The sequence below is a fragment of the Streptomyces triticagri genome (assembly GCF_003429565.1).
In the GTDB taxonomy this organism is placed as follows: Bacteria; Actinomycetota; Actinomycetes; order Streptomycetales; family Streptomycetaceae; genus Streptomyces; species Streptomyces triticagri.
This window is the reverse complement of record NZ_QUAK01000071.1, coordinates 1-18,149: the sequence shown is the minus strand read 5'-3', so window position 1 is coordinate 18,149 and position 18,149 is coordinate 1. Positions and strand designations below refer to the sequence as shown.

Genomic DNA, 18,149 nt, shown 5'->3' with positions numbered 1-18,149 from the left:
GGCCCGCGCCCGCCGCACCGCTGCTCGAGCCGTCGGCACCCGATCCGCGCCCCGCGCTGCCCGCGGCCGCGCGGCGCAGGCTCGCGACGCTCCTCGCGGACCGCCCGGGCGCGGGCGGTTCGGGCCGTCGCGGCACCGCTCCCGACCTCACGGAGCTCCTCCCCCAGTGGCTGGCCGCGGTCAATGAGCGAGGCTTCGCCGCTCCGCCGGAACTGCTGCCCGCGCTGCTCGACGCCGCCAGGGGCCGCACCGATCTGCGCCCGTCCGCCCTGCAGTTCGCCGGCCCCCGCGCCCTCTGGCTGGCCCGGCTCAACCCGGACTGGAAGTACGCCCTGCGCGCCGGTTCCAGCGGCACCGGTCTGCCTGCGCCCGAGGACACCGCCGCGGTGCAACTCCTGTGGCAGGAGGGCCTGTTCGCCGAGCGGGTCGCTCTCCTCGCCGCCGTACGGGCACACGATGCGGGCGCCGCGCGCGAACTGCTCGCCGAGACCTGGGGCACCGAGCGCGCCGAGGACCGCCTGATGTTCCTCGACTCGCTGCGCACCGGGCTCACGCCCGAGGACGAGCCGTTCCTGGAGCGGGCCCTGTCCGACCGCAGTCGTAACGTCCGTGCGACGGCCGCCGAGTTGCTCTCCGCCCTGCCCGACTCGGCACTCGCCGCCCGCATGGCCGCCCGCGCCACCGCCTGCGTGGCCCTGGACGAGACCCGTACGGGCATCGTCGTGGAGGCCCCGCACGAGTGCGATGCGGCGATGGAGCGGGACGGAGTGACGCCGACTCCGCCGGCCGGGCGGGGTGAGCGGTCGTGGTGGCTGAGCCAGCTGGTGGAGGCCGTTGCGCCGGCCGTCTGGCGGGAGCGGTTCGGCGGCCGTACGCCGGAGGCGATCGTCGCCCTGCCGGTCGCCGACGACTGGCGGGGCGAACTGCACGCGGCCTGGTGCCGTGCGGCCGTACGCCAGCGCGACGTCGAGTGGTCGCGTGCGCTGCTCGGCCCGGCCGCCTCACCCGAATCCGGTGGCCCCGGGGCGGTCTCGCCGGCCGAGCGCACCAAGCTGCTGGCCGCTCTCCCGGCGGACGAACGCGCCGAGTGGGTGGCGGGATTCATCGCGGCGCACGGCCTGTCGGAGGCGTTCCAGCCGCTCGCCGGGTGCGCGGTCCCCTGGCGCGGACCTCTGGGCAGCGCCGTCGTGGACGCGCTCAACATCGCACGGGACGCGGGCAGTTACCCGTGGAGCTTCAGCGGTGTGATGGGCCTGGCCGAGCGCTGCCTCGACCCGGCCGAGGCCGACCGCCTGGAGTCCCTGACGGCGACGGCGGACGAGCCGGAGGACGGCTCGCCCGGTGCGGCCGGGTACTGGTCGGAGGCGTTCCAGCGCCTGGTGGGCACCTTGCGGTTGCGCGCGACGATACGTACGGAGCTCGCGGCGCCCGGGGAGTGAGCGACGGACGCGGCAGCCATGAACGGACGCCGCGGGCCTGAAGCCCCTCGCTACACCTCGGCCCTGATAGGGGAACCCCTACGCCTCGGCCGCATGCCTGACGTTCGACCGCACCCACTCGACGATCGAGGCCGTGGTGGCGCCCGGAGTGAAGATCTCGGCGACGCCCTGGGCCTTGAGCGGGGCGATGTCGTCCTCGGGGATGATGCCGCCGCCGAAGACCTTGATGTCCGCCGCGTCACGCTCCTCGAGGAGCTCGATCACCTTGGCGAAAAGGGTGTTGTGGGCGCCGGAGAGGATGGACAGGCCGATCGCGTCGGCATCCTCCTGGATCGCGGTGTCGACGACTTGCTCGGGCGTCTGGTGCAGGCCGGTGTAGATGACCTCCATACCGGCGTCGCGCAGCGCCCTGGCGATCACCTTGGCGCCCCGGTCGTGACCGTCGAGCCCCGGCTTCGCGACGACCACGCGGATCGGACCGGCTGCCACACCCATCACTGCCTCCATGTACCGAGTACTCGCGTACTCCCAGGATCCTCGCCGAGCGAGCCTCGGGAGAAGTGAACGAACGTTATCGCCAGCATCCCGCAAGCGACCGTTTCGCGCCGCAGAGGGAGGGGGAAATCACACGTGGGACAAATTCGCCAAGCGCTGCTCCGGCACCGGGCACCACACCGGCCGTCGCAGGGACCGCGCTGCAGGGGAGCCGCGACGACAGCACAGCGGGCGCCCCATGAGGGCATACGGGGGCCGACGCCGACCCCGGCATGCCACCGGGAGGTCGGCCATGAAGGTCCTGCCCCACCTGACCCCACTCTTCACTCCCCTCCTCACTCCCCTCCTCACCCCCTTCGTCACGCCGATCCTCGAGTCCTGGCTGCTCCGCGCGGGCCGGTTGCGACCGGCGCCGCATCTCCCGCTGTCCACAGCGCTGTACAGGTCGGCCACCCTCGAGCTCGCCGTGCTCGCCGGCCACCTCCTCCTCTATCCGTCCGGCCTCACGCAGGAGCGCCGCACGGCCCCGGCCGGCACGACACCCGGGACGGGCACGGCGGGGACGGCGGGCATCGTGGGGAAGACCGGCAGGCCCGTCGTACTCCTGCACGGCTTCATCGACAATCGCTCCGTCTTCGTCCTGCTGCGCCGCGCCCTCGCCAAGGACCGCCGCCGGCACGTCGAATCCCTCAACTACTCCCTGCTCACCTGCGACATCCGCACCGCCGCCGAACTGCTCGCGCGGCATGTGGAGGAGGTCTGTCTGCGCACCGGGCAGCGCCAGGTGGACATCGTGGGCCACAGCCTCGGCGGGCTGATCGCGCGCTACTACGTCCAGCGCCTCGGCGGTGACACCCGGGTGCGGACCCTGGTCACCCTGGGCACGCCGCACGGCGGTACGGCGGTCGCCCCGCTGCTCAGCGCCCACCCGATCGTCCGTCAGATGCGCCCGGGCTCCGATGTCGTGGCCGAGCTCGAGCAGCCGGCGCCGGGCTGCCGTACCCGGTTCGTCGCTTTCTGGAGCGATCTGGACCAGGTGATGTCCCCGGTGGAGACGGCCCGCGTGGACCACCCCGACCTCCTCGCGCACAACGTGCGAGTGAGCGGAATCGGGCATCTCGCCCTGCCGGTGCATCCGGCCGTGGCCGCCGACATCCGCCGGGCCCTCGATGCCGACGCCGACACGACCCGGACGGACAGCGCGGACAGCACGGACACCGAGGACGCGACGGACACAACGGGCTCACCCATCTCGGTCGCATAGCGGCCGCTCAGGGCAAGCGGAGTCGAACGAACTTCGAACACAAAGCCAAGGCTCGGTTGGGGAGCCGCCGAAAGGCGGCCGATTGCCCGTTTCCTGAAACCGTGAAACCTGCCGAAGATTGTCGCCGTCGCATACCGCCGGGTACAGTCGCCGGACTGCTCTGCCCCCTGCTGTCGAGGCGAAAGAGAAGTTGGTGAACGACCAGCACGGCTTTGCCGCCGGTTACGACGGTGCCGCCACCGGCGCCTTCGACGCCACTTCTTTTGACGCCGACCCGCTCTTCGGCGCGATGCCCGGCACGGACACCACCGGCCACAGCGGCCAGTGGGGCAACCATTGGGACAACTCGGCCTGGTCCACCGGCGCTTACGACCCGTACGGCACCGACCCTTACGGCACCGGCAGCCACGACGCGCTCGGCACGGGATCGCATACGACGGCCGGCTACGACGGCTACGCCACGCAGCACAGCACGGCGACGGCCCACGACACCGGCGACTACGGCACGTACGACACCTCCGCCTACGGGACGGGCTCGTACGACACGACCGCCATGTGGGCGACGCCGGGTTCCCAGCCGCTGGCCGACATTCCCAACCAGGCGGGCCCGGGCCCCGGCGAACAGTGGGACACCACAGGCCAGTGGAGCACCCCGGATCTGCTCGGCGGCGCCGCACCGCAGGGCTTCGACCAGACCCAGGCGTTCGAGGCGCCCCTGAACCTCGGGCACCCGCAGCCGCCCACCGGGTACGAGACCGGTGCCTACGACGCCACCGCGTGGAACTCCGCGGACACCGGCGGGCAGCCCCTGGCCGCGCCCTACGACGAGTACGCGACCACCTCTTTCGAGCACCCCGTCGACCTGGGGTCCCGCACGCCGGACCCCCTCGATCCGGGCTCCGTCGACGCCCAGTTCGGCGCGGACGCCGCCCCGGCCGAGAGCGGCCACGAGCCCGACGGGTACGGCTCCGACGCATACGGCACCGACGCGTACAGCACCGACGGCTACGACCTCGACGGCCGAGCCGAGTACGACGGCCAGGCCGACCACGGCAGCGACGCCGAGTACGACGGTCGGATCGAGGACGACGACCACCCGGACCGCGACGCGTACAACGACCTCGACGACGCGCCCGTCGCCCACTTCACGCCCGGCGCCCCCCGCGGCGGCCGGGGCCGCTCGCGCCGTCGCGCACCGGCCAAGCGCTCCGCGCTCCTCACCGTCGCCGTCCCCTCCGTCTGCGCGCTCGGGGTGGCCGGTATCGCCGCGGCCTCGGTCAGCGGCGGCCTCGCCGGCGGCAGCGAGAAGGACGAGCCCAAGACGCAGGCCGCCCCCGACCCGGCGAGCGTCAAGCCCTCGGCGGCCAACAACGAGCTGGACACCCAGCTGGCCAACCTCTCGGCGGACGCCGACGACTTCGCCGACCGCGCCAGCCGCACCCAGGAGCGCATCGACCTCAAGAAGCGCCAGGCGGCCGAAAAGAAGAAGAAGGCCGAGGAGGCCGCCCGCAAGGAGGCGCTCCGCCCGAAGTTCGCGATCCCGGTCGAGCAGCACGGACTCAGCGCGTACTACGGACAGGCCGGCGTGAACTGGATGTCCGCGCACTCCGGCATCGACTTCCCCGTCTCCTACGGGACCGCCGTACTGGCCGCCACCGACGGCACGGTACGCACCCAGTGGAACCCGGCCTACGGGAACATGGCGATCGTGACCGCCGAGGACGGCACCGAGACCTGGTACTGCCACCTCTCGAGCACGAAGATCCGCGGCGGCTCGGTGAAGGCCGGCGACACCATCGCGTACTCCGGGAACTCCGGGAACTCCACCGGCCCGCATCTGCACTTCGAGGTCCGGCCGGGCGGGGGATCCGCGATCGATCCACTGGCGTGGCTCCGCGGACACGGGCTCGACCCGACGTAAGCTCCGCCGGCCCACCCGGCCGCAGCACGCCTCCCCCCGATCGGATGCACCCTCACATCCGCCTGAGGGCACCGGAAAACGCATGGTCACAGGCGTATACGACGCCTCGGCACGATCACCCGCAGAAGTGGACAAATTGCGCAGGGTGTCCATTCCTCGGACGGTTGCGGTGAGCACAACCCCGCAACCGCGAAAAGGAATTCGATTCATGCGCACTTCCCGGAAAGCCGGCCTTCTCGTCTCGACCGCCGTCTGCGGCGCCCTCGCACTCGGTGCGGCCGGCCCGGCCTTCGCAGCGACCTCCGACTCCACCGTCCCCTCCGACTCCACGTCCGTGGCCGCTCCCGTGCCCGGAGCCGACGCGCTCGCCCAGCAGTCGGCGCTGCTCGGGAACGCCGGCGGCGTACTCACCCCCGTCACCGCACTGGTCGACGCCGTACTGAAGGCGGACGACGGCAAGCTGACCGAGGCCGACGCGACCAAGCACGCCGACGCGATCAAGGCCGCACTCGCCAAGGTCACCGAGGCCGCGCCCGAGACCCCGGCGGCCGGTGCGCTGCCCGGTCCCGCCGCGGCCGACCCGGGCACCGAGCTCAAGGCCAAGGCGGCAGCCGCTCTGCAGGTCAAGGTCGACGCCCTGATCAAGGCGTCGCTCGCGGGCGACGTGAAGGTGACCGCCGCCGCGGTCCAGGCCACCATCACGGCGACCGTCAACGTCCTCGTCAGCATCGTGCTCGGCGGTGGGCTCCCGGCGGCGGACCTGCCGGGTCTGCCGACGCTGCCCACCATCCCGGGCGTGGCCGAGGTACCGACGCTGCCCACGCTGTAGTAGCTGCGCAGTACGGCGGGGCCGGTCGACCCGAGCGTCGACCGGCCCCGCCCACGCTTGCCGCGCGAGCGCCAGGGGTGTCCGTACCCCCGTATCCCTAGAGCTTCTCCACCGGGGCGTAACGCAGCAGCAGTACCTTGGGCTTGGGGTCGCCGAAGTCGATGGTCGCGCGGGCCTTGTCGCCCGCACCCTCCACCGCGACGACCGTGCCGAGGCCGAACTGGTCGTGGGTGACCCGGTCTCCGGCGGTCAGGGACACCACCGGCTTGTCGCCGGCGCGGCGGGTGGCGAAGCCCGAGGGCCCGGACCGCGTACGGGACGACGACAACGACGCGGTGATCCCCGCCGTGGGTCCTGCGGACGGGGCGGAGCCGACCGACCCGGTGCGCTTCCAGTCGAGGTGCTGGTCCGGGATCTCCTCCAGGAAACGCGACGGCGGATTGTACGAGGGCTGGCCCCAGGCGCTGCGCATGGACGCGCGCGTCAGATAGAGCCGCTCGCGGGCGCGGGTGATCCCGACGTATGCGAGGCGGCGCTCCTCCTCGAGCTCCTTGACCTGGCCGAGGGCGCGCATGTGCGGGAACACGCCGTCCTCCATGCCGGTCAGGAAGACCACCGGGAACTCCAGGCCCTTCGCGGTGTGCAGGGTCATCAGGGTGATGACGCCGGTGCCGTCGTCGTCCTCGTCCGGGATCTGGTCGGAGTCCGCGACGAGGGCGACCCGCTCCAGGAAGCCGGCGAGTCCGTCGCCGGCGACCGGAGCGCCTTCGGGGGCCGGGGTCTCCTCGGACGCCGGGGTCTCCTCGGACGCCGAGGCGTCGTCGGAGTCGGTACCGGAGGTCGGGGCGTCGTCGGAGTCGGTACCGGAGGTCGAGTCCGTGCTCCCGCTCTCCCCCTCGAACTCCAGGGCCACCGCGGCCAGTTCCTGCAAGTTCTCGATGCGGGTCTCGTCCTGCGGGTCGGTGGAGGACTGCAGTTCGGCGAGATAGCCCGTGCGCTCCAGGACCGCCTCGAGCACCGTGGCCGGACCCGCCCCGGACTCCACGACGGTGTGCAGCTCGTCCATCAGCGCGTTGAACCGCCGCACCGCGTTGGCCGAGCGGGCGGCCATCCCGTACGCCTCGTCCACGCGGCGCAGCGCCTGCGCGAAGCTGATCCGCTCGCGCTGGGCGAGGGCGTCGATCATCGCCTCGGCGCGGTCGCCGATGCCGCGCTTGGGGACATTGAGAATCCGGCGCAGCGGCACGGAGTCCTCCGGGTTGGCCAGGACGCGCAGGTACGCGAGGACGTCCCGGACCTCCTTGCGCTCGTAGAACCGCACGCCGCCGACGACCTTGTACGGCAGGCCGACGCGGATGAAGATCTCCTCGAAGACACGGGACTGGGCGTTCGTCCGGTAGAAGACCGCCATGTCACCGGCCTTGGCCTCGTCCGCGTCGGTGAGCCGGTCGATCTCGTCGGCGACGAACTGTGCCTCGTCGTGCTCGGTGTCCGCGACGTATCCGGTGATGCGGGGGCCCGCGCCCGCGTTCGTCCAGAGGTTCTTGGGGCGGCGGCTCTCGTTGCGCTCGATGACCGCGTTGGCCGCGCTGAGGATGGTCTGGGTGGAGCGGTAGTTCTGCTCCAGGAGGATCGTCGTCGCGTCCGGGTAGTCCTCCTCGAACTGGAGGATGTTCCGGATGGTGGCGCCGCGGAAGGCGTAGATCGACTGGTCCGCGTCACCCACCACGCAGAGCTCGGCGGGCCCCGGGCCCTCGTCCTCGGCGGGCGGGCCGACCAGCTCGCGGACCAGGGCGTACTGGGCGTGGTTGGTGTCCTGGTACTCGTCGACCATGACGTGCCGGAAGCGGCGGCGGTAGTGCTCGGCGACGTCCGGGAAGGCCTGGAGCAGGTGGACCGTGGTCATGATCAGGTCGTCGAAGTCCAGGGCGTTCGCCTCGCGGAGGCGGGACTGGTACATCGAGTACGCCTGGGCGACCGTCTTCTCGAATCCGTCGGCGGCCTGACCCGCGAAGGTCTCCTCGTCGATCAGCTCGTTCTTCAGATTCGAGACCTTGGCGCTGAAGGACTTGGGCGGGAAACGCTTCGGGTCGAGGTCCAGATCGCGGCAGACCAGGGCCATCAGACGCTTGGAGTCCGCGGCGTCGTAGATGGAGAACGACGAGGTGAAGCCGAGCCGCTTGGACTCGCGGCGCAGGATGCGGACGCAGGCGCTGTGGAAGGTCATCACCCACATCGCGCTCGCCCGGGGGCCGACCAGATCGGCGACGCGCTCCTTCATCTCGCCCGCGGCCTTGTTGGTGAAGGTGATCGCCAGGATCTGGCCCGGGTGGACGTGCCGCTCGGCGAGCAGGTGCGCGATCCGGTGGGTCAGGACACGCGTCTTGCCGGAGCCGGCGCCGGCCACGATGAGCAGCGGGGAGCCGGAGTGGACGACCGCCTCGCGCTGGTTCTCGTTCAGCCCCTCGAGGAGTGCCGCCGGGTCGACGGCCGGGCGCGGGGCGCCGTCGCGGTAGTAGGCGTCCCGGGGTGCCGGCGCGTCGTACCGGCCGCCGAAGAGGTCGTCCGGGGCGTCTTCCGGACGCCCCGGCTCCTCGGGGGGCGGCGGGGGGCCCTCGTCCGGAGGGGTGAGGTCCGCCAGGAACTGGTCGTCAAAGAGGCTGCTCATCGCCTCCCGAGTCTAGGCGCCCGGACTGACACCGCGGCCCTCGTCCGGGAAAGGGCCGCACACCCGCCTGTGCTGCCCGCACACCCGCCTGTGCAACGAGCGGCGCAGTTCCCTCACTTCCCGTACTTCTCTGTGCACGATCCTTCACAGAGCGCGAAAGTCACGAAAACGTATCGGGCATATCGAACACCAACCTTCACAGGGGCAACGGGAGTTGGCTAGCGTGCTCCGCGGGCTGCCCGTACCCCCACCGGCGACTGGCGTCGGGACGAGCGGCCTACGCCGAGTCCGGGGCGCCCACGGGTGCCGGATCCGGAGCCGGGGACCCAATGACCTTGGGGTGAATCGGACCGTACAGCCCCGTACGGACCGTAGGGCAGCCCTTCCGAACCACCCGCCCGAACCCGACAGCTAACCCGGTAGGCGGTCAACGGAAGGAGCGCCTCCCTTGGCGTCGCACCGCAAGCTGCGGAACCGGACGAATCGGCTGCGCACTTCGCAGGCCGTCGGCATCACCACCGCCGCCCTCACCTCGGTGGCCCTGCTGTCGCAGAGCGCGAACGCCGCTCCGGCGGAGCCGAAACCGTCCCTCGAGGACGTACAGAAGAAGGTCGACGCCCTGTACCGCCAGGCCGGCGCCGCCACCCAGAAGTACAACTCCGCCAAGGAGCGCACCGAGAAGCAGCGCAAGCACGTCGACGGACTCCTCGACCAGGTCGCCAAGCGCACCGACGAGCTCAACGACGCCCGGCGCGCGCTCGGTTCGCTCGCCGCCGCCCAGTACCGCGAGGGCGGTACGTCTGCGACCGCAAACATGCTGCTCGCCGACGACCCCCAGCAGCTGTTCGACCAGCGGCAGTTGATGAGCCGGCTGAGCGACCGGCAGCAGAAGGCCGTCAACGACTACAAGGACCTGCAGGCCTCCGCCACCAAGAAGCGCTCCGAGGCCACCGAGAGCCTCGAATCGCTCACCTCCTCGCAGGCCGAGCTCAAGCGCAGCAAGCAGACCGTGCAGAAGAAGCTCGGCGAGGCGCGCAAACTGCTCTCGGAGCTGACCGCGGAGGAGAAGGCCCGGCTCGCCGCGATCGAGCGGAAGAAGGAGGCCGAGGCCAAGCGCAAGGCCGAGGAGCTGGCCAGGAAGCAGGCCGCGGAGGCGGAGCGCAAGCGCAAGGCCGAGGAGGCCGCGAAGGAGAAGGAGCGCGAGGAGCAGGAGTCCGGCAGCGGTTCCGGTTCCGGTAGTGACTCCGGTTCCTCGGACTCGTACGCGGCGAAGGCCGAGAAGGTCATCTCGTTCGCCCGCGGCCAGATAGGCAAGCCGTACGTCTGGGGCGCGGCGGGACCGGACTCTTACGACTGCTCGGGGCTGACCCAGGACGCCTGGAAGACCGCCGGGATCTCACTGCCGCGCACCACCTGGGACCAGGTGAAGGTCGGCACGACCGTCTCGGTCGACAACGCCAAGCCCGGCGACCTGGTCTTCTTCTACGACGACATCAGCCACGTCGGCATCTACATCGGCAACGGCGAGATGATCCACGCGCCGAAGCCCGGGACGAACGTCCGGGTGGAGTCGATCTACTACATGCCGATCCACAGCGTGGTGCGGCCCGCCTGAGGTCCGTACGTACGACGGTGCCCCGGTCCCGCGAGGGTGGACCGGGGCACCGTCATGTGCGCTGCGGGGCGGCGGGGATCAGGTCCACAGCACCGCGAGGAAGATGTTGACGACGGTCAGTGCGCCGACGAGGCCGAAGAGGGACTTGTCCGCCCTCTCCTCGTCCCGCTTCACATAGACCAGGGCGAGGATCACGATCAGTACGGCGAGTTTGATGCCGATCTTGAGGTTGTTCACGGGCTGGTCGTCGGCCTGGTTGAGGCCGACGAGGACGACGCCCGTGACGAGCATCGTGAGCGCGCCGTGCACCATCGCCGGCGAGAACCGGGCGGTGCCGTCGCCCATCGCCTTCATCTGGGTCAGGAACCCGCCGAGCAGCGAGGCGATGCCGATGATGTGCAGACCCACGAACACATTGGTGAGGACGTCCATGCTCCGGAGCCTAACCAGGCGGCTATCACGCCCCTGCAGTCAGGGCAGCCTCACCGCACACTTCGGTCAGGGAGTCCGCCGTGCGCGTCGGGTGCCTCGCACGCAGCGGCCGAATGTGGTCACCACTGCACACCCTTGCGTCAGTTACGCACATTGCGTCACCGTTCCGTGACCCAGCGCTCTACCGTCCTTGCTCAGGTCCCCGGCGATCACCTGGCAGCGCCGGGGGCCCACCCGGCACAGCAAGGATGTGGAGGCCCCCGTGGCTGCGCACCGAAAACCCCGCACACCCCGCACGCCCTCGCTCACCGGCCACACGGCCCGTACGGCACTCACCCTGGCGCTCGCCGGAGCCGCCACCGCGACCGCCTTCGACGGCACCGGGATCGCCGAGCCCCGGCCCACTCCGGCGCAGGTGAAGGCGAAGGTCGACAAGCTGTACCGGGCGGCCGAGGCGGCCACCGAGCAGTACAACGGCAGCAAGGAGAAGGCCGACGCGGCGAAGGCGGAGGTGCGGCGGCTGCAGGACGAGGCCGCGCGGCGCACCGAGACGCTCAACTCGGCCCGTACCTCGCTCGGTTCGGCCGCCACGGCGCAGTACCGGACCGGCGGTGTCGACCCGTCGCTGCAACTCGCCCTGTCCTCCGACCCGGACGAGTACCTGGACCAGGTGATGCGCGCCGACCGGGCGGGCGACCGGCAGGCGGCGACCGTCACCGGGGTGCGCAGGCAGTTGCGCGAGCTGGCCGTGCTGCGCGAGCGCGCCCGCAGCAAACAGCGCGAACTGAGTGGTCACCAGGCCGACTTGAAGAAGCGCAAGAGCCGGATCACGGGAAAGCTGAACCGCGCACGGCGGCTCCTCGCCGAGCTCACCACCGAGGAACGCGCCCGCGTCACCGGCGAATCCGGCACCACGCGCGCCTCGCGCGATCTGCCACGGGGCGACATCAAGGCGCCCAACTCCCGTGCCGCGAAGGCGGTTTCGTACGCGCACGGTGCGCTCGGCAGCCCGTACGTCTGGGGCGCCACCGGGCCGAACTCCTTCGACTGCTCCGGGCTCACCCAGGCCGCGTACCGCGCCGCGGGCGTCTCGCTGCCGCGCACCACCTACGCCCAGATCAACGCGGGCCGGCGCGTGGCGCGGTCCGAACTCGCCCCCGGTGACCTGGTGTTCTTCTACCCGTCCATCAGCCATGTCGGCATCTATCTCGGCAACGGTCGGATGATCCACGCACCGAACCCGAGTGCGCCGGTGCGTATCGCGCCCATCGACGAGATGCCGTTCGCGGGGGCGACGCGGGTGGCCTGAGGAACGCCCGGGACGTCTCAGACCAGGCGGCGCGCGGCCGCCCAGCGGGTCAGCTCATGGCGATTCGACAGCTGCAACTTCCGCAGTACGGCGGAGACATGGGACTCCACCGTCTTCACCGAGATGAACAGCTGCTTGCCCACCTCCTTGTACGCATAGCCGCGGGCGATCAGGCGCAGCACCTCGCGCTCGCGCTGGGTGAGGCGGTCCAGGTCCTCGTCCACCGGGGGCGCGTCCGTGGACGCGAACGCATCGAGTACGAATCCGGCCAGGCGCGGCGAGAACACCGCGTCGCCGTCCCGCACCCGGAAGATCGAATCGACGAGATCCGTGCCGGTGATGGTCTTGGTGACGTATCCGCGGGCACCTCCGCGGATCACCCCGATCACATCCTCCGCGGCATCGGACACCGACAGCGCGAGGAAGCGCACCGGCCGCTCCGCGTCGGCCGCCAACGGGGCGCAGCGGCGCAGCACTTCGACCCCGCCGCCGCCCGGCAGGTGCACATCGAGCAGGACGACCTCCGGCCGGGTCGCGGTGATCACGCTCACCGCCTGGTCGACGTCGGCGGCCTCGCCCACCACGTCGACCCCGGTCCTGGCGGTCTGTCCGATCTCGGCCTGCACTCCCGTACGGAACATCCGGTGGTCGTCGACGAGGACGACCCGCACCCGGCGCGAGACCTCGCCCTGGACCGGGTCCGGTTCCTGGGCCGCGCTTGTCGACGCCTCGCCCACGGGCCGCTCCGGCTCCGGGGACTCGGTCCGCTCCGTCGCGTCGCTCATGGCGTCGCCGTCCTCTCCATCTCCAGCTCGACCTCGGTGCCACCGCCGGGCACCGCGCGCAGTCGCGCCGTGCCGCCGTTCCGCTGCATCCTGCCGATGATTGACTCCCGTACGCCCATGCGGTCGGCGGGCACCGCGTCCAGATCGAAGCCGGGACCGCGGTCTCGTACGGACACGAACACCGAACTCCCCTCGACCTCTGCGAAGACCTGCACCGCACCGCCCTCGCCACCGTACTTGGCGGCATTGACCATTGCTTCCCGTGCGGCCTGCATCTGTGCGGAAAGGCGCTCGTCCAGATCGCAGTCGCCGACCACCACGACCTCGAGCGGCACCCCGTGCTTGTCCTCCACCTCGGCGGCGGCCTTGCGGACCGCGTCGGCGAGATTCTCCGGCTCCTCGTCCTCGTCCTTGCCGGTGCCCTCCGGCTTGTACAGCCAGGTGCGCAGGTCCCTCTCCTGGGCGCGGGCGAGGCGGCGCACCTCGGCGGGGCTCTCCGCATTGCGCTGGATCAGGGTCAGTGTGTGCAGCACCGAGTCGTGCACATGCGCGGCCACCTCGGCCCGCTCCTGGGCGCGGATGCGCAGCGTCCGCTCGTCGTTCAGATCCTGCACCATCCGCACCACGTACGGGCCGGCCAGCAGACCGATGCCCGCGACCACGGCGACGGCGGCCTGCAGCACGGAGCCGAGATGCTCGACGGAGCCCTGGGTGACGAAGATGCCGGTGACGCCGGTGCCGACCAGGGCGACGCCGCCCGCCGCCCGCGCGATGTTCAGCGTGCGGCGGCGGCTGCCGACGGCCATCCAGCGGGCCCGCCGGGCGTTGTCCGCCTGCCGCCAGACCAGTGCCACGCCCGCCGCGACCAGCAGGGTCGGCCACAGGTAGGCCCGGGACGGGCCGCCCATGTCGACACTGCCCACGAAGACCATGGAGACGACGACCATCAGGAGCAGGGCGATGAACTGGCCCTTGTCCATCCTGCGCACCACGAGTCTGCGCCGGCCGTCCGCCCCCGTCTCCGTCGTCACGGTGTGCGGACGCTCGGCGGCTCCGGTCGCACCACCGCCCGCAGCCGCACCCGTGCCGCCACCGCCGACACCGCCGACACCGAGCGGCACGAAGAACCAGAACGCGCCGTACACCAGCGCCCCGAGGCCGTTCGCCATGAACAGGCCGATGAAGACGAGCCGCACCCAGACGACGGGCAGCCCGAGATGCCCGGCGAGCCCCCGCGCCACTCCCCCGAGCCAACGGCCTTCGCCGCTGCGGTAGAGCTTGCGCAGCGGCTGCGTCTCTTCGGTCTGGACGGCTGCGGCTGGCATGTCACCGATCCTCACACGGGGAGCAGGGCCGGGGCATCAGGGTCGATCCCCGAGACGTCCCTGATCTCCGGTCCGTGGGCGCGCTCCGGGTCGCCTCCGGGCGGATCTCAGGGTTCGGCCAGGGTTGTCCCGCCTGCCACCGGGCGCCTCGGCCCGTCACCATGGACACATGACAGAACGGGACCATGCGCCGCACGCCGGGACGCCCGCGGCCGAGCCGGGAAGCACGGCGGACGGCACTGCCCTGCCCCCGGACGAAGCCCTTCACCCGGCCCGGCCCGCGAAGCTGCGCCGCGACACCGGACACGGAGTGATCGGCGGCGTCTGCTCCGGCCTCGGCCGGCACTGCGACATGGACCCGGTGATCTTCCGTATCGTCCTGGCCGTGCTCGCGGCCACCGGCGGTCTCGGCCTGATCTTCTACGGATTCGCCTGGCTGCTCGTCCCCGCGGACGGCCAGGAGGACCACGAGGGGCGGCGGCTGCTGTCCGGCCGGGTGGACGGCGCGGCGCTGACCGCCATCCTCTTCGCCCTGATCGGCTGCGGCCTGCTCCTGTCGATGGTGCGCAACGGCGGGGTGATGACCTTCGCCGCGGTCCTCGGTCTCCTCCTCGCGGGCGCGGGTTACTGGTCGCAGCAGCGCAAGACGGTCACTCCCGACCCGGTCACCGCCCAGGCCGTGGCGGACGCGCCCCCGGAGGCCAAGGCCCCGCCCGTCTCCGTACCGAAGTCGTGGTGGCGCGACCCGCTGGAGAAGGAGGGCCCGCCCGGCGCCGACTATCTGTGGGGCCCGCCGGACGCCGCCGTGCAGGTGGCGGCGGAGCTGCACGCGGATGCCCGGACACCGGTCGACCCCTTCGCCCGCCCCCGCCAGTGGGACAAACCGCGGCCCGCGCCGCCGGGCCCGGCCCGGATCGGCGGCTGGGTCTTCCTGCTCGCCCTCCTCGCCGGCGGCATCGGGATGAGCCTCACCTGGGACGGCCACCCGCTCGCCATCAGTCTGCAGACCGGTTTCGCCTGCGCCCTCGCGGTGACCGGGCTCGGCCTCGCGGTCAGCGCGTTCCTCGGCCGTACGGGTCCGGGGCTGGTGATACTCGGCGTACTGACCGCCGCGGCGCTGACCGCAGCGACAGCCGTGCCGGAGAACATCTCGACCCACTGGATCCGCACCGAGTGGAAGCCGACGGCGGCCGCCACGGTGAAGCCGCACTACGAACTGGGCAGCGGCGTCGGCACCCTGGACCTGCGCAAGATCGACGTGGCCGAGGATCAGACCGTACGCACCGGGGTCGAGGTCGGCGCGGGCCGCGCGGTGGTCCGCGTACCGCGCGATGTGACCCTGAAGGTCGACGTCGAGGTGGGCGCCGGCGACATCCGACTCCCGGAGTGGGACAGGAACGACGTCTTCGTCACGGTCGGCGAGGACCGCAAGGTGACCCTGCCGCCGCCGGTCGACTCCGGCTCCGGCGGAAGCGACAAGACCGGCGGCACGATCGAGCTTCGGCTCGAGGTGGGCGTCGGACAGGTGGAGGTGACCCGTGCTGCGTCATGATTTCGAGCCCGGCCGGCTGATCGTCGGCCTGGCCTTCACCGGCGCGGGCGTCGTGTATCTCGGCTCGGCGACGGGCGGTTGGGAGCCGGCGTGGTTCCTGGCCATCCCGATCGTCGCCGCCGGCCTGATCCTCGGCGCGATCGCCGGAGTCCTCTCGTACGCCATCCGCCGCCGCACCCGCCGCAACGCACCCGTGGAGCCCGCCGACACCCCACCGGACACCGACGACACCACCACCCGGGCCGCGAGGTGAGAGCGCACCACCGATGAAGCCCACCCCGGACGACCTGACGGGCCGCCGGCGATCGTGCCCCCGCGCGCACCCGCAGCGGAGTCGCCTCGGCGCTCCTCGAGCCGCGCGTCCCTGTGCCGCCGGTCCAGCAGCTACACGCCGTTCGCCTTGCAGTACGAAGTCCAGCTCTCCTGGGACTGGTTCGCCAGCGCGTGAGCTTCCCAAGCCCTCTTCGTGTCCTCCGCCACGAGGGCGCGGGTGTACGCGGAGAAGGCTTCGGCCGATGCATGAAGCCGTCTGCCGAGCTCCTTGTCCTCCGTGAGCCCGGCCGCCTCCCGCAACGCCCCGGCAAGGGGGGAGTACTTGGCAGGATTCACTCGGAGCGACGGAGCATCGGCGGCGTCGCCGACGGCGGCTCGCGCCTTCTCGCACGCCTCTGCCTGCTCCGGGGAAGCAACCGCCCGTTTCAGATCGTCGAACCTGTCGATGCCGAAGAACCCCAGCACCGCGATGATCGACACCACGACCCCGAGCCAGGCCGCGAGCTTCTGGGCGTCACCGCTCTCGGCCAACCTCAACCCCCCGTGTCGGATCAACCGCCGGCAAGGTGAGGAGTGTAGAGCGAGGCGAGGACGAGCGGCAGAGCGCGCCGAGGCACCCCGGGCTAGAAGCGTGTGCGCCGCCCGCTGAGCAGGGCGTCCATCGACCATACGGAGGCCCCGGCCAGGATCAGTGGCAGCCAGGCCATCATGTATGCAAGATCATTTCCGTAGTAGTACGGCTCCACCGCCCAGCTGACCGTGAGCCAGAGGCTGAGGGAGATCAGGGCGCCGCCGAGGGCGGCGATGCGGGCCAGCAGGCCGATGAGGGTGCCGAGGCCGACGGCCAACTCGCCGATGGCGATGGCGTATCCGAAGCCGACAGGGCTCTTCAGGGCCTGGTCGACCAGGGCCGGGATGGCCGAGGTGTCGCGGACCGCCTGCATCTGCTCGCCGATCGAGCCCTGCCCCGAGGACGACATGAAGGCGCTGTCCGTCAGCTTGTCGAGGCCTGCGTAGATGAAGGTGACGCCGAGGAAGATTCTGAGCGGGACCAGGGCGTAGCGCGTCGCAGTGTCCTTCCAGCCGGTCCCCGCGCTCGGGGGGATGTACGGGTCGGGCCGCATGCTGTGGGCCATTGCGCGTCCGCCTCTCCGTTGAACCGCTGAACCGGACCGTTCGGTCCGCCGACCGTTGAGCCGTCAACGGACGGTTGATCCGTCAACAGACCATACGTACGAGGTGCGGCGCCCGCTCACCAGGCATGCGGCAGGAACCGTGACAACTCCCCGGGAGGAGCAGGAGGCCCAGAAGTTCCCGTCCGTCACTCCGTCACGCTGTCACTCCGTGACGTCGATCGTGCAGCGGTTCGTCTCCGCGCCGGAGGCGGTGATCACGCTGACGTCGACGCGGCCGGGCTCGACATAGGCGGGTACGGGCACGGTGAGGACCGCGTCCGTGGGGTTGGCGAAGCCGCCGGGCACCGGGACCAGCGGGACGTGGGCGTGCACGGCCCCGATGCGTACCACCAGGCGGGCGAGGCGGTCCGGCGTCTGCGCGCCGGGCGGCACGAAGCCGGCGCCGCGGATCTCGATGTCGTCGCCGGTCCGGATGGGGGCGTCGAGGTCGCCCGGTTCGCGGGATCGGACCACCGCGTGGATGACCGGGCGGCCGCCCTCCGCGTATTTGGCGATCAGGTACGTGCCGGTGGAGACAAGCAGCAACAGGGCCGGGCCCCACGGCAGATCGGGGAGCCGTCCGGGCTGGCGGGCCAGGGCGACCGCGGCGAACACGAGGGCGGCGGTGCTCACCACCACGTACTGCAGATCGGCGAAGGAGACGCGGCCCGCGTCGTCGGTGAGGAGGTCGGCGGGCCGGGGCCGGTCGGCGCCGACCTTCTGCAGGCGCTGCCCGGCCACCCGTACGGCGACGACGCGGCGGACCAGTACGGCCACCGCGCAGATCACCGCGAAGACCGTGAGGAGCGCGGCGCTCCGGGCCGGGGCGAGGCCGTCGAGCAGGCGGGTGCGGACGGACGCGGACGAGGCGAGCAGCAGCTCGGTGGCGAGGAAGAGGAGGGCGAAGGCAAGCAGCAGGACCCAACTCGCCGCCACGGAACGGGAGGTGGAGAGGCGGTTGTCGTCACCGACGAGGAGGGCGAGGGCGCCGCCGCGGCCGCGCCAGGCCCGGGTGCCCGCGGTGAGCGCGGCGGCCAGGGCGACGGCCGCGACGACGGCGGAGGTGC

16 protein-coding genes and 1 riboswitch are annotated in these 18,149 nt (G+C 71.6%); of the genes, 8 read left to right on the top strand and 8 right to left on the bottom strand.

Going from position 1 to position 18,149, the window contains the following annotated elements; genetic code table 11:
* A partial coding sequence (locus DY218_RS12895; protein ID WP_128556126.1) for a DUF5691 domain-containing protein occupies positions 1–1,439 on the top strand: 1,439 nt, incomplete at its 5' end.
* 78 nt (positions 1,440–1,517) lie between these two features.
* Here the strand turns inward: DY218_RS12895 and DY218_RS12890 are convergent.
* Complete coding sequence (locus DY218_RS12890; RefSeq protein ID WP_128556125.1) at positions 1,518–1,934, bottom strand: cobalamin B12-binding domain-containing protein; 417 nt, start codon at positions 1,932–1,934, stop codon at positions 1,518–1,520.
* A gap of 292 nt (positions 1,935–2,226) precedes the next feature.
* Between DY218_RS12890 and DY218_RS12885 the strand changes: the two genes are divergently transcribed.
* The 3 genes from DY218_RS12885 (at position 2,227) to DY218_RS12875 (ending at position 5,948) form a co-directional block, all read left to right on the top strand.
* On the top strand, positions 2,227–3,198 hold the full coding sequence (locus DY218_RS12885) for an esterase/lipase family protein (RefSeq protein ID WP_128556124.1): 972 nt from the start codon (positions 2,227–2,229) through the stop codon (positions 3,196–3,198).
* A 193-nt stretch (positions 3,199–3,391) separates the two neighbouring features.
* Positions 3,392–5,119: a M23 family metallopeptidase gene (locus DY218_RS12880; protein ID WP_128556123.1), complete on the top strand. Its 1,728-nt coding sequence runs from the start codon at positions 3,392–3,394 to the stop codon at positions 5,117–5,119.
* Positions 5,120–5,327: 208 nt separating this feature from the next.
* Positions 5,328–5,948: a hypothetical protein gene (locus DY218_RS12875; RefSeq protein WP_128556122.1), complete on the top strand. Its 621-nt coding sequence runs from the start codon at positions 5,328–5,330 to the stop codon at positions 5,946–5,948.
* A 97-nt stretch (positions 5,949–6,045) separates the two neighbouring features.
* On the opposite strand, the gene DY218_RS12870 is transcribed toward DY218_RS12875, so the two are convergent.
* On the bottom strand, positions 6,046–8,616 hold the full coding sequence (locus DY218_RS12870) for an ATP-dependent DNA helicase (RefSeq protein ID WP_128556121.1): 2,571 nt from the start codon (positions 8,614–8,616) through the stop codon (positions 6,046–6,048).
* A 294-nt stretch (positions 8,617–8,910) separates the two neighbouring features.
* Positions 8,911–9,057: riboswitch (cyclic di-AMP (ydaO/yuaA leader) on the top strand.
* Positions 9,058–9,064: 7 nt separating this feature from the next.
* On the opposite strand from DY218_RS12870, the gene DY218_RS12865 reads away from it, so the two are divergent.
* Positions 9,065–10,231, top strand: coding sequence for a C40 family peptidase (locus tag DY218_RS12865; RefSeq protein ID WP_128556120.1), 1,167 nt, complete (start codon positions 9,065–9,067; stop codon positions 10,229–10,231).
* Positions 10,232–10,309: 78 nt separating this feature from the next.
* Here the strand turns inward: DY218_RS12865 and DY218_RS12860 are convergent, their stop codons facing one another.
* Positions 10,310–10,663 (bottom strand): hypothetical protein, encoded by a 354-nt coding sequence (locus DY218_RS12860; protein WP_128556119.1) that lies wholly within the window; start codon positions 10,661–10,663, stop codon positions 10,310–10,312.
* A gap of 262 nt (positions 10,664–10,925) precedes the next feature.
* Between DY218_RS12860 and DY218_RS12855 the strand changes: the two genes are divergently transcribed.
* Positions 10,926–11,972 (top strand): C40 family peptidase, encoded by a 1,047-nt coding sequence (locus tag DY218_RS12855; RefSeq protein ID WP_128556118.1) that lies wholly within the window; start codon positions 10,926–10,928, stop codon positions 11,970–11,972.
* Between the two features lie 17 nt (positions 11,973–11,989).
* Here DY218_RS12855 and DY218_RS12850 read toward each other — a convergent pair whose 3' ends face one another.
* Both DY218_RS12850 and DY218_RS12845 read right to left on the bottom strand, forming a co-directional pair.
* Positions 11,990–12,757: a LuxR C-terminal-related transcriptional regulator gene (locus tag DY218_RS12850; protein WP_128556117.1), complete on the bottom strand. Its 768-nt coding sequence runs from the start codon at positions 12,755–12,757 to the stop codon at positions 11,990–11,992.
* Complete coding sequence (locus DY218_RS12845; protein WP_128556116.1) at positions 12,754–14,082, bottom strand: ATP-binding protein; 1,329 nt, start codon at positions 14,080–14,082, stop codon at positions 12,754–12,756. The genes DY218_RS12850 and DY218_RS12845 overlap by 4 nt, the downstream gene beginning before the upstream one ends.
* A gap of 169 nt (positions 14,083–14,251) precedes the next feature.
* On the opposite strand from DY218_RS12845, the gene DY218_RS12840 reads away from it, so the two are divergent.
* Both DY218_RS12840 and DY218_RS12835 read left to right on the top strand, forming a co-directional pair.
* Positions 14,252–15,634: a PspC domain-containing protein gene (locus DY218_RS12840; protein WP_128556115.1), complete on the top strand. Its 1,383-nt coding sequence runs from the start codon at positions 14,252–14,254 to the stop codon at positions 15,632–15,634.
* Positions 15,621–15,887, top strand: coding sequence for a hypothetical protein (locus DY218_RS12835; RefSeq protein WP_128556114.1), 267 nt, complete (start codon positions 15,621–15,623; stop codon positions 15,885–15,887). The genes DY218_RS12840 and DY218_RS12835 overlap by 14 nt, the downstream gene beginning before the upstream one ends.
* Positions 15,888–16,018: 131 nt before the next feature.
* Here the strand turns inward: DY218_RS12835 and DY218_RS12830 are convergent, their stop codons facing one another.
* From DY218_RS12830 to DY218_RS34210, 3 genes are all read right to left on the bottom strand, one after another.
* Positions 16,019–16,438, bottom strand: coding sequence for a hypothetical protein (locus DY218_RS12830; protein ID WP_128556113.1), 420 nt, complete (start codon positions 16,436–16,438; stop codon positions 16,019–16,021).
* Between the two features lie 92 nt (positions 16,439–16,530).
* Entirely contained in the window at positions 16,531–17,043 is a 513-nt protein-coding gene (locus DY218_RS12825) for a DoxX family protein (RefSeq protein ID WP_199566710.1), read from the bottom strand.
* A 201-nt stretch (positions 17,044–17,244) separates the two neighbouring features.
* On the bottom strand, positions 17,245–18,149 hold a 905-nt coding region (locus DY218_RS34210; protein WP_158574030.1), incomplete at its 5' end, for a hypothetical protein.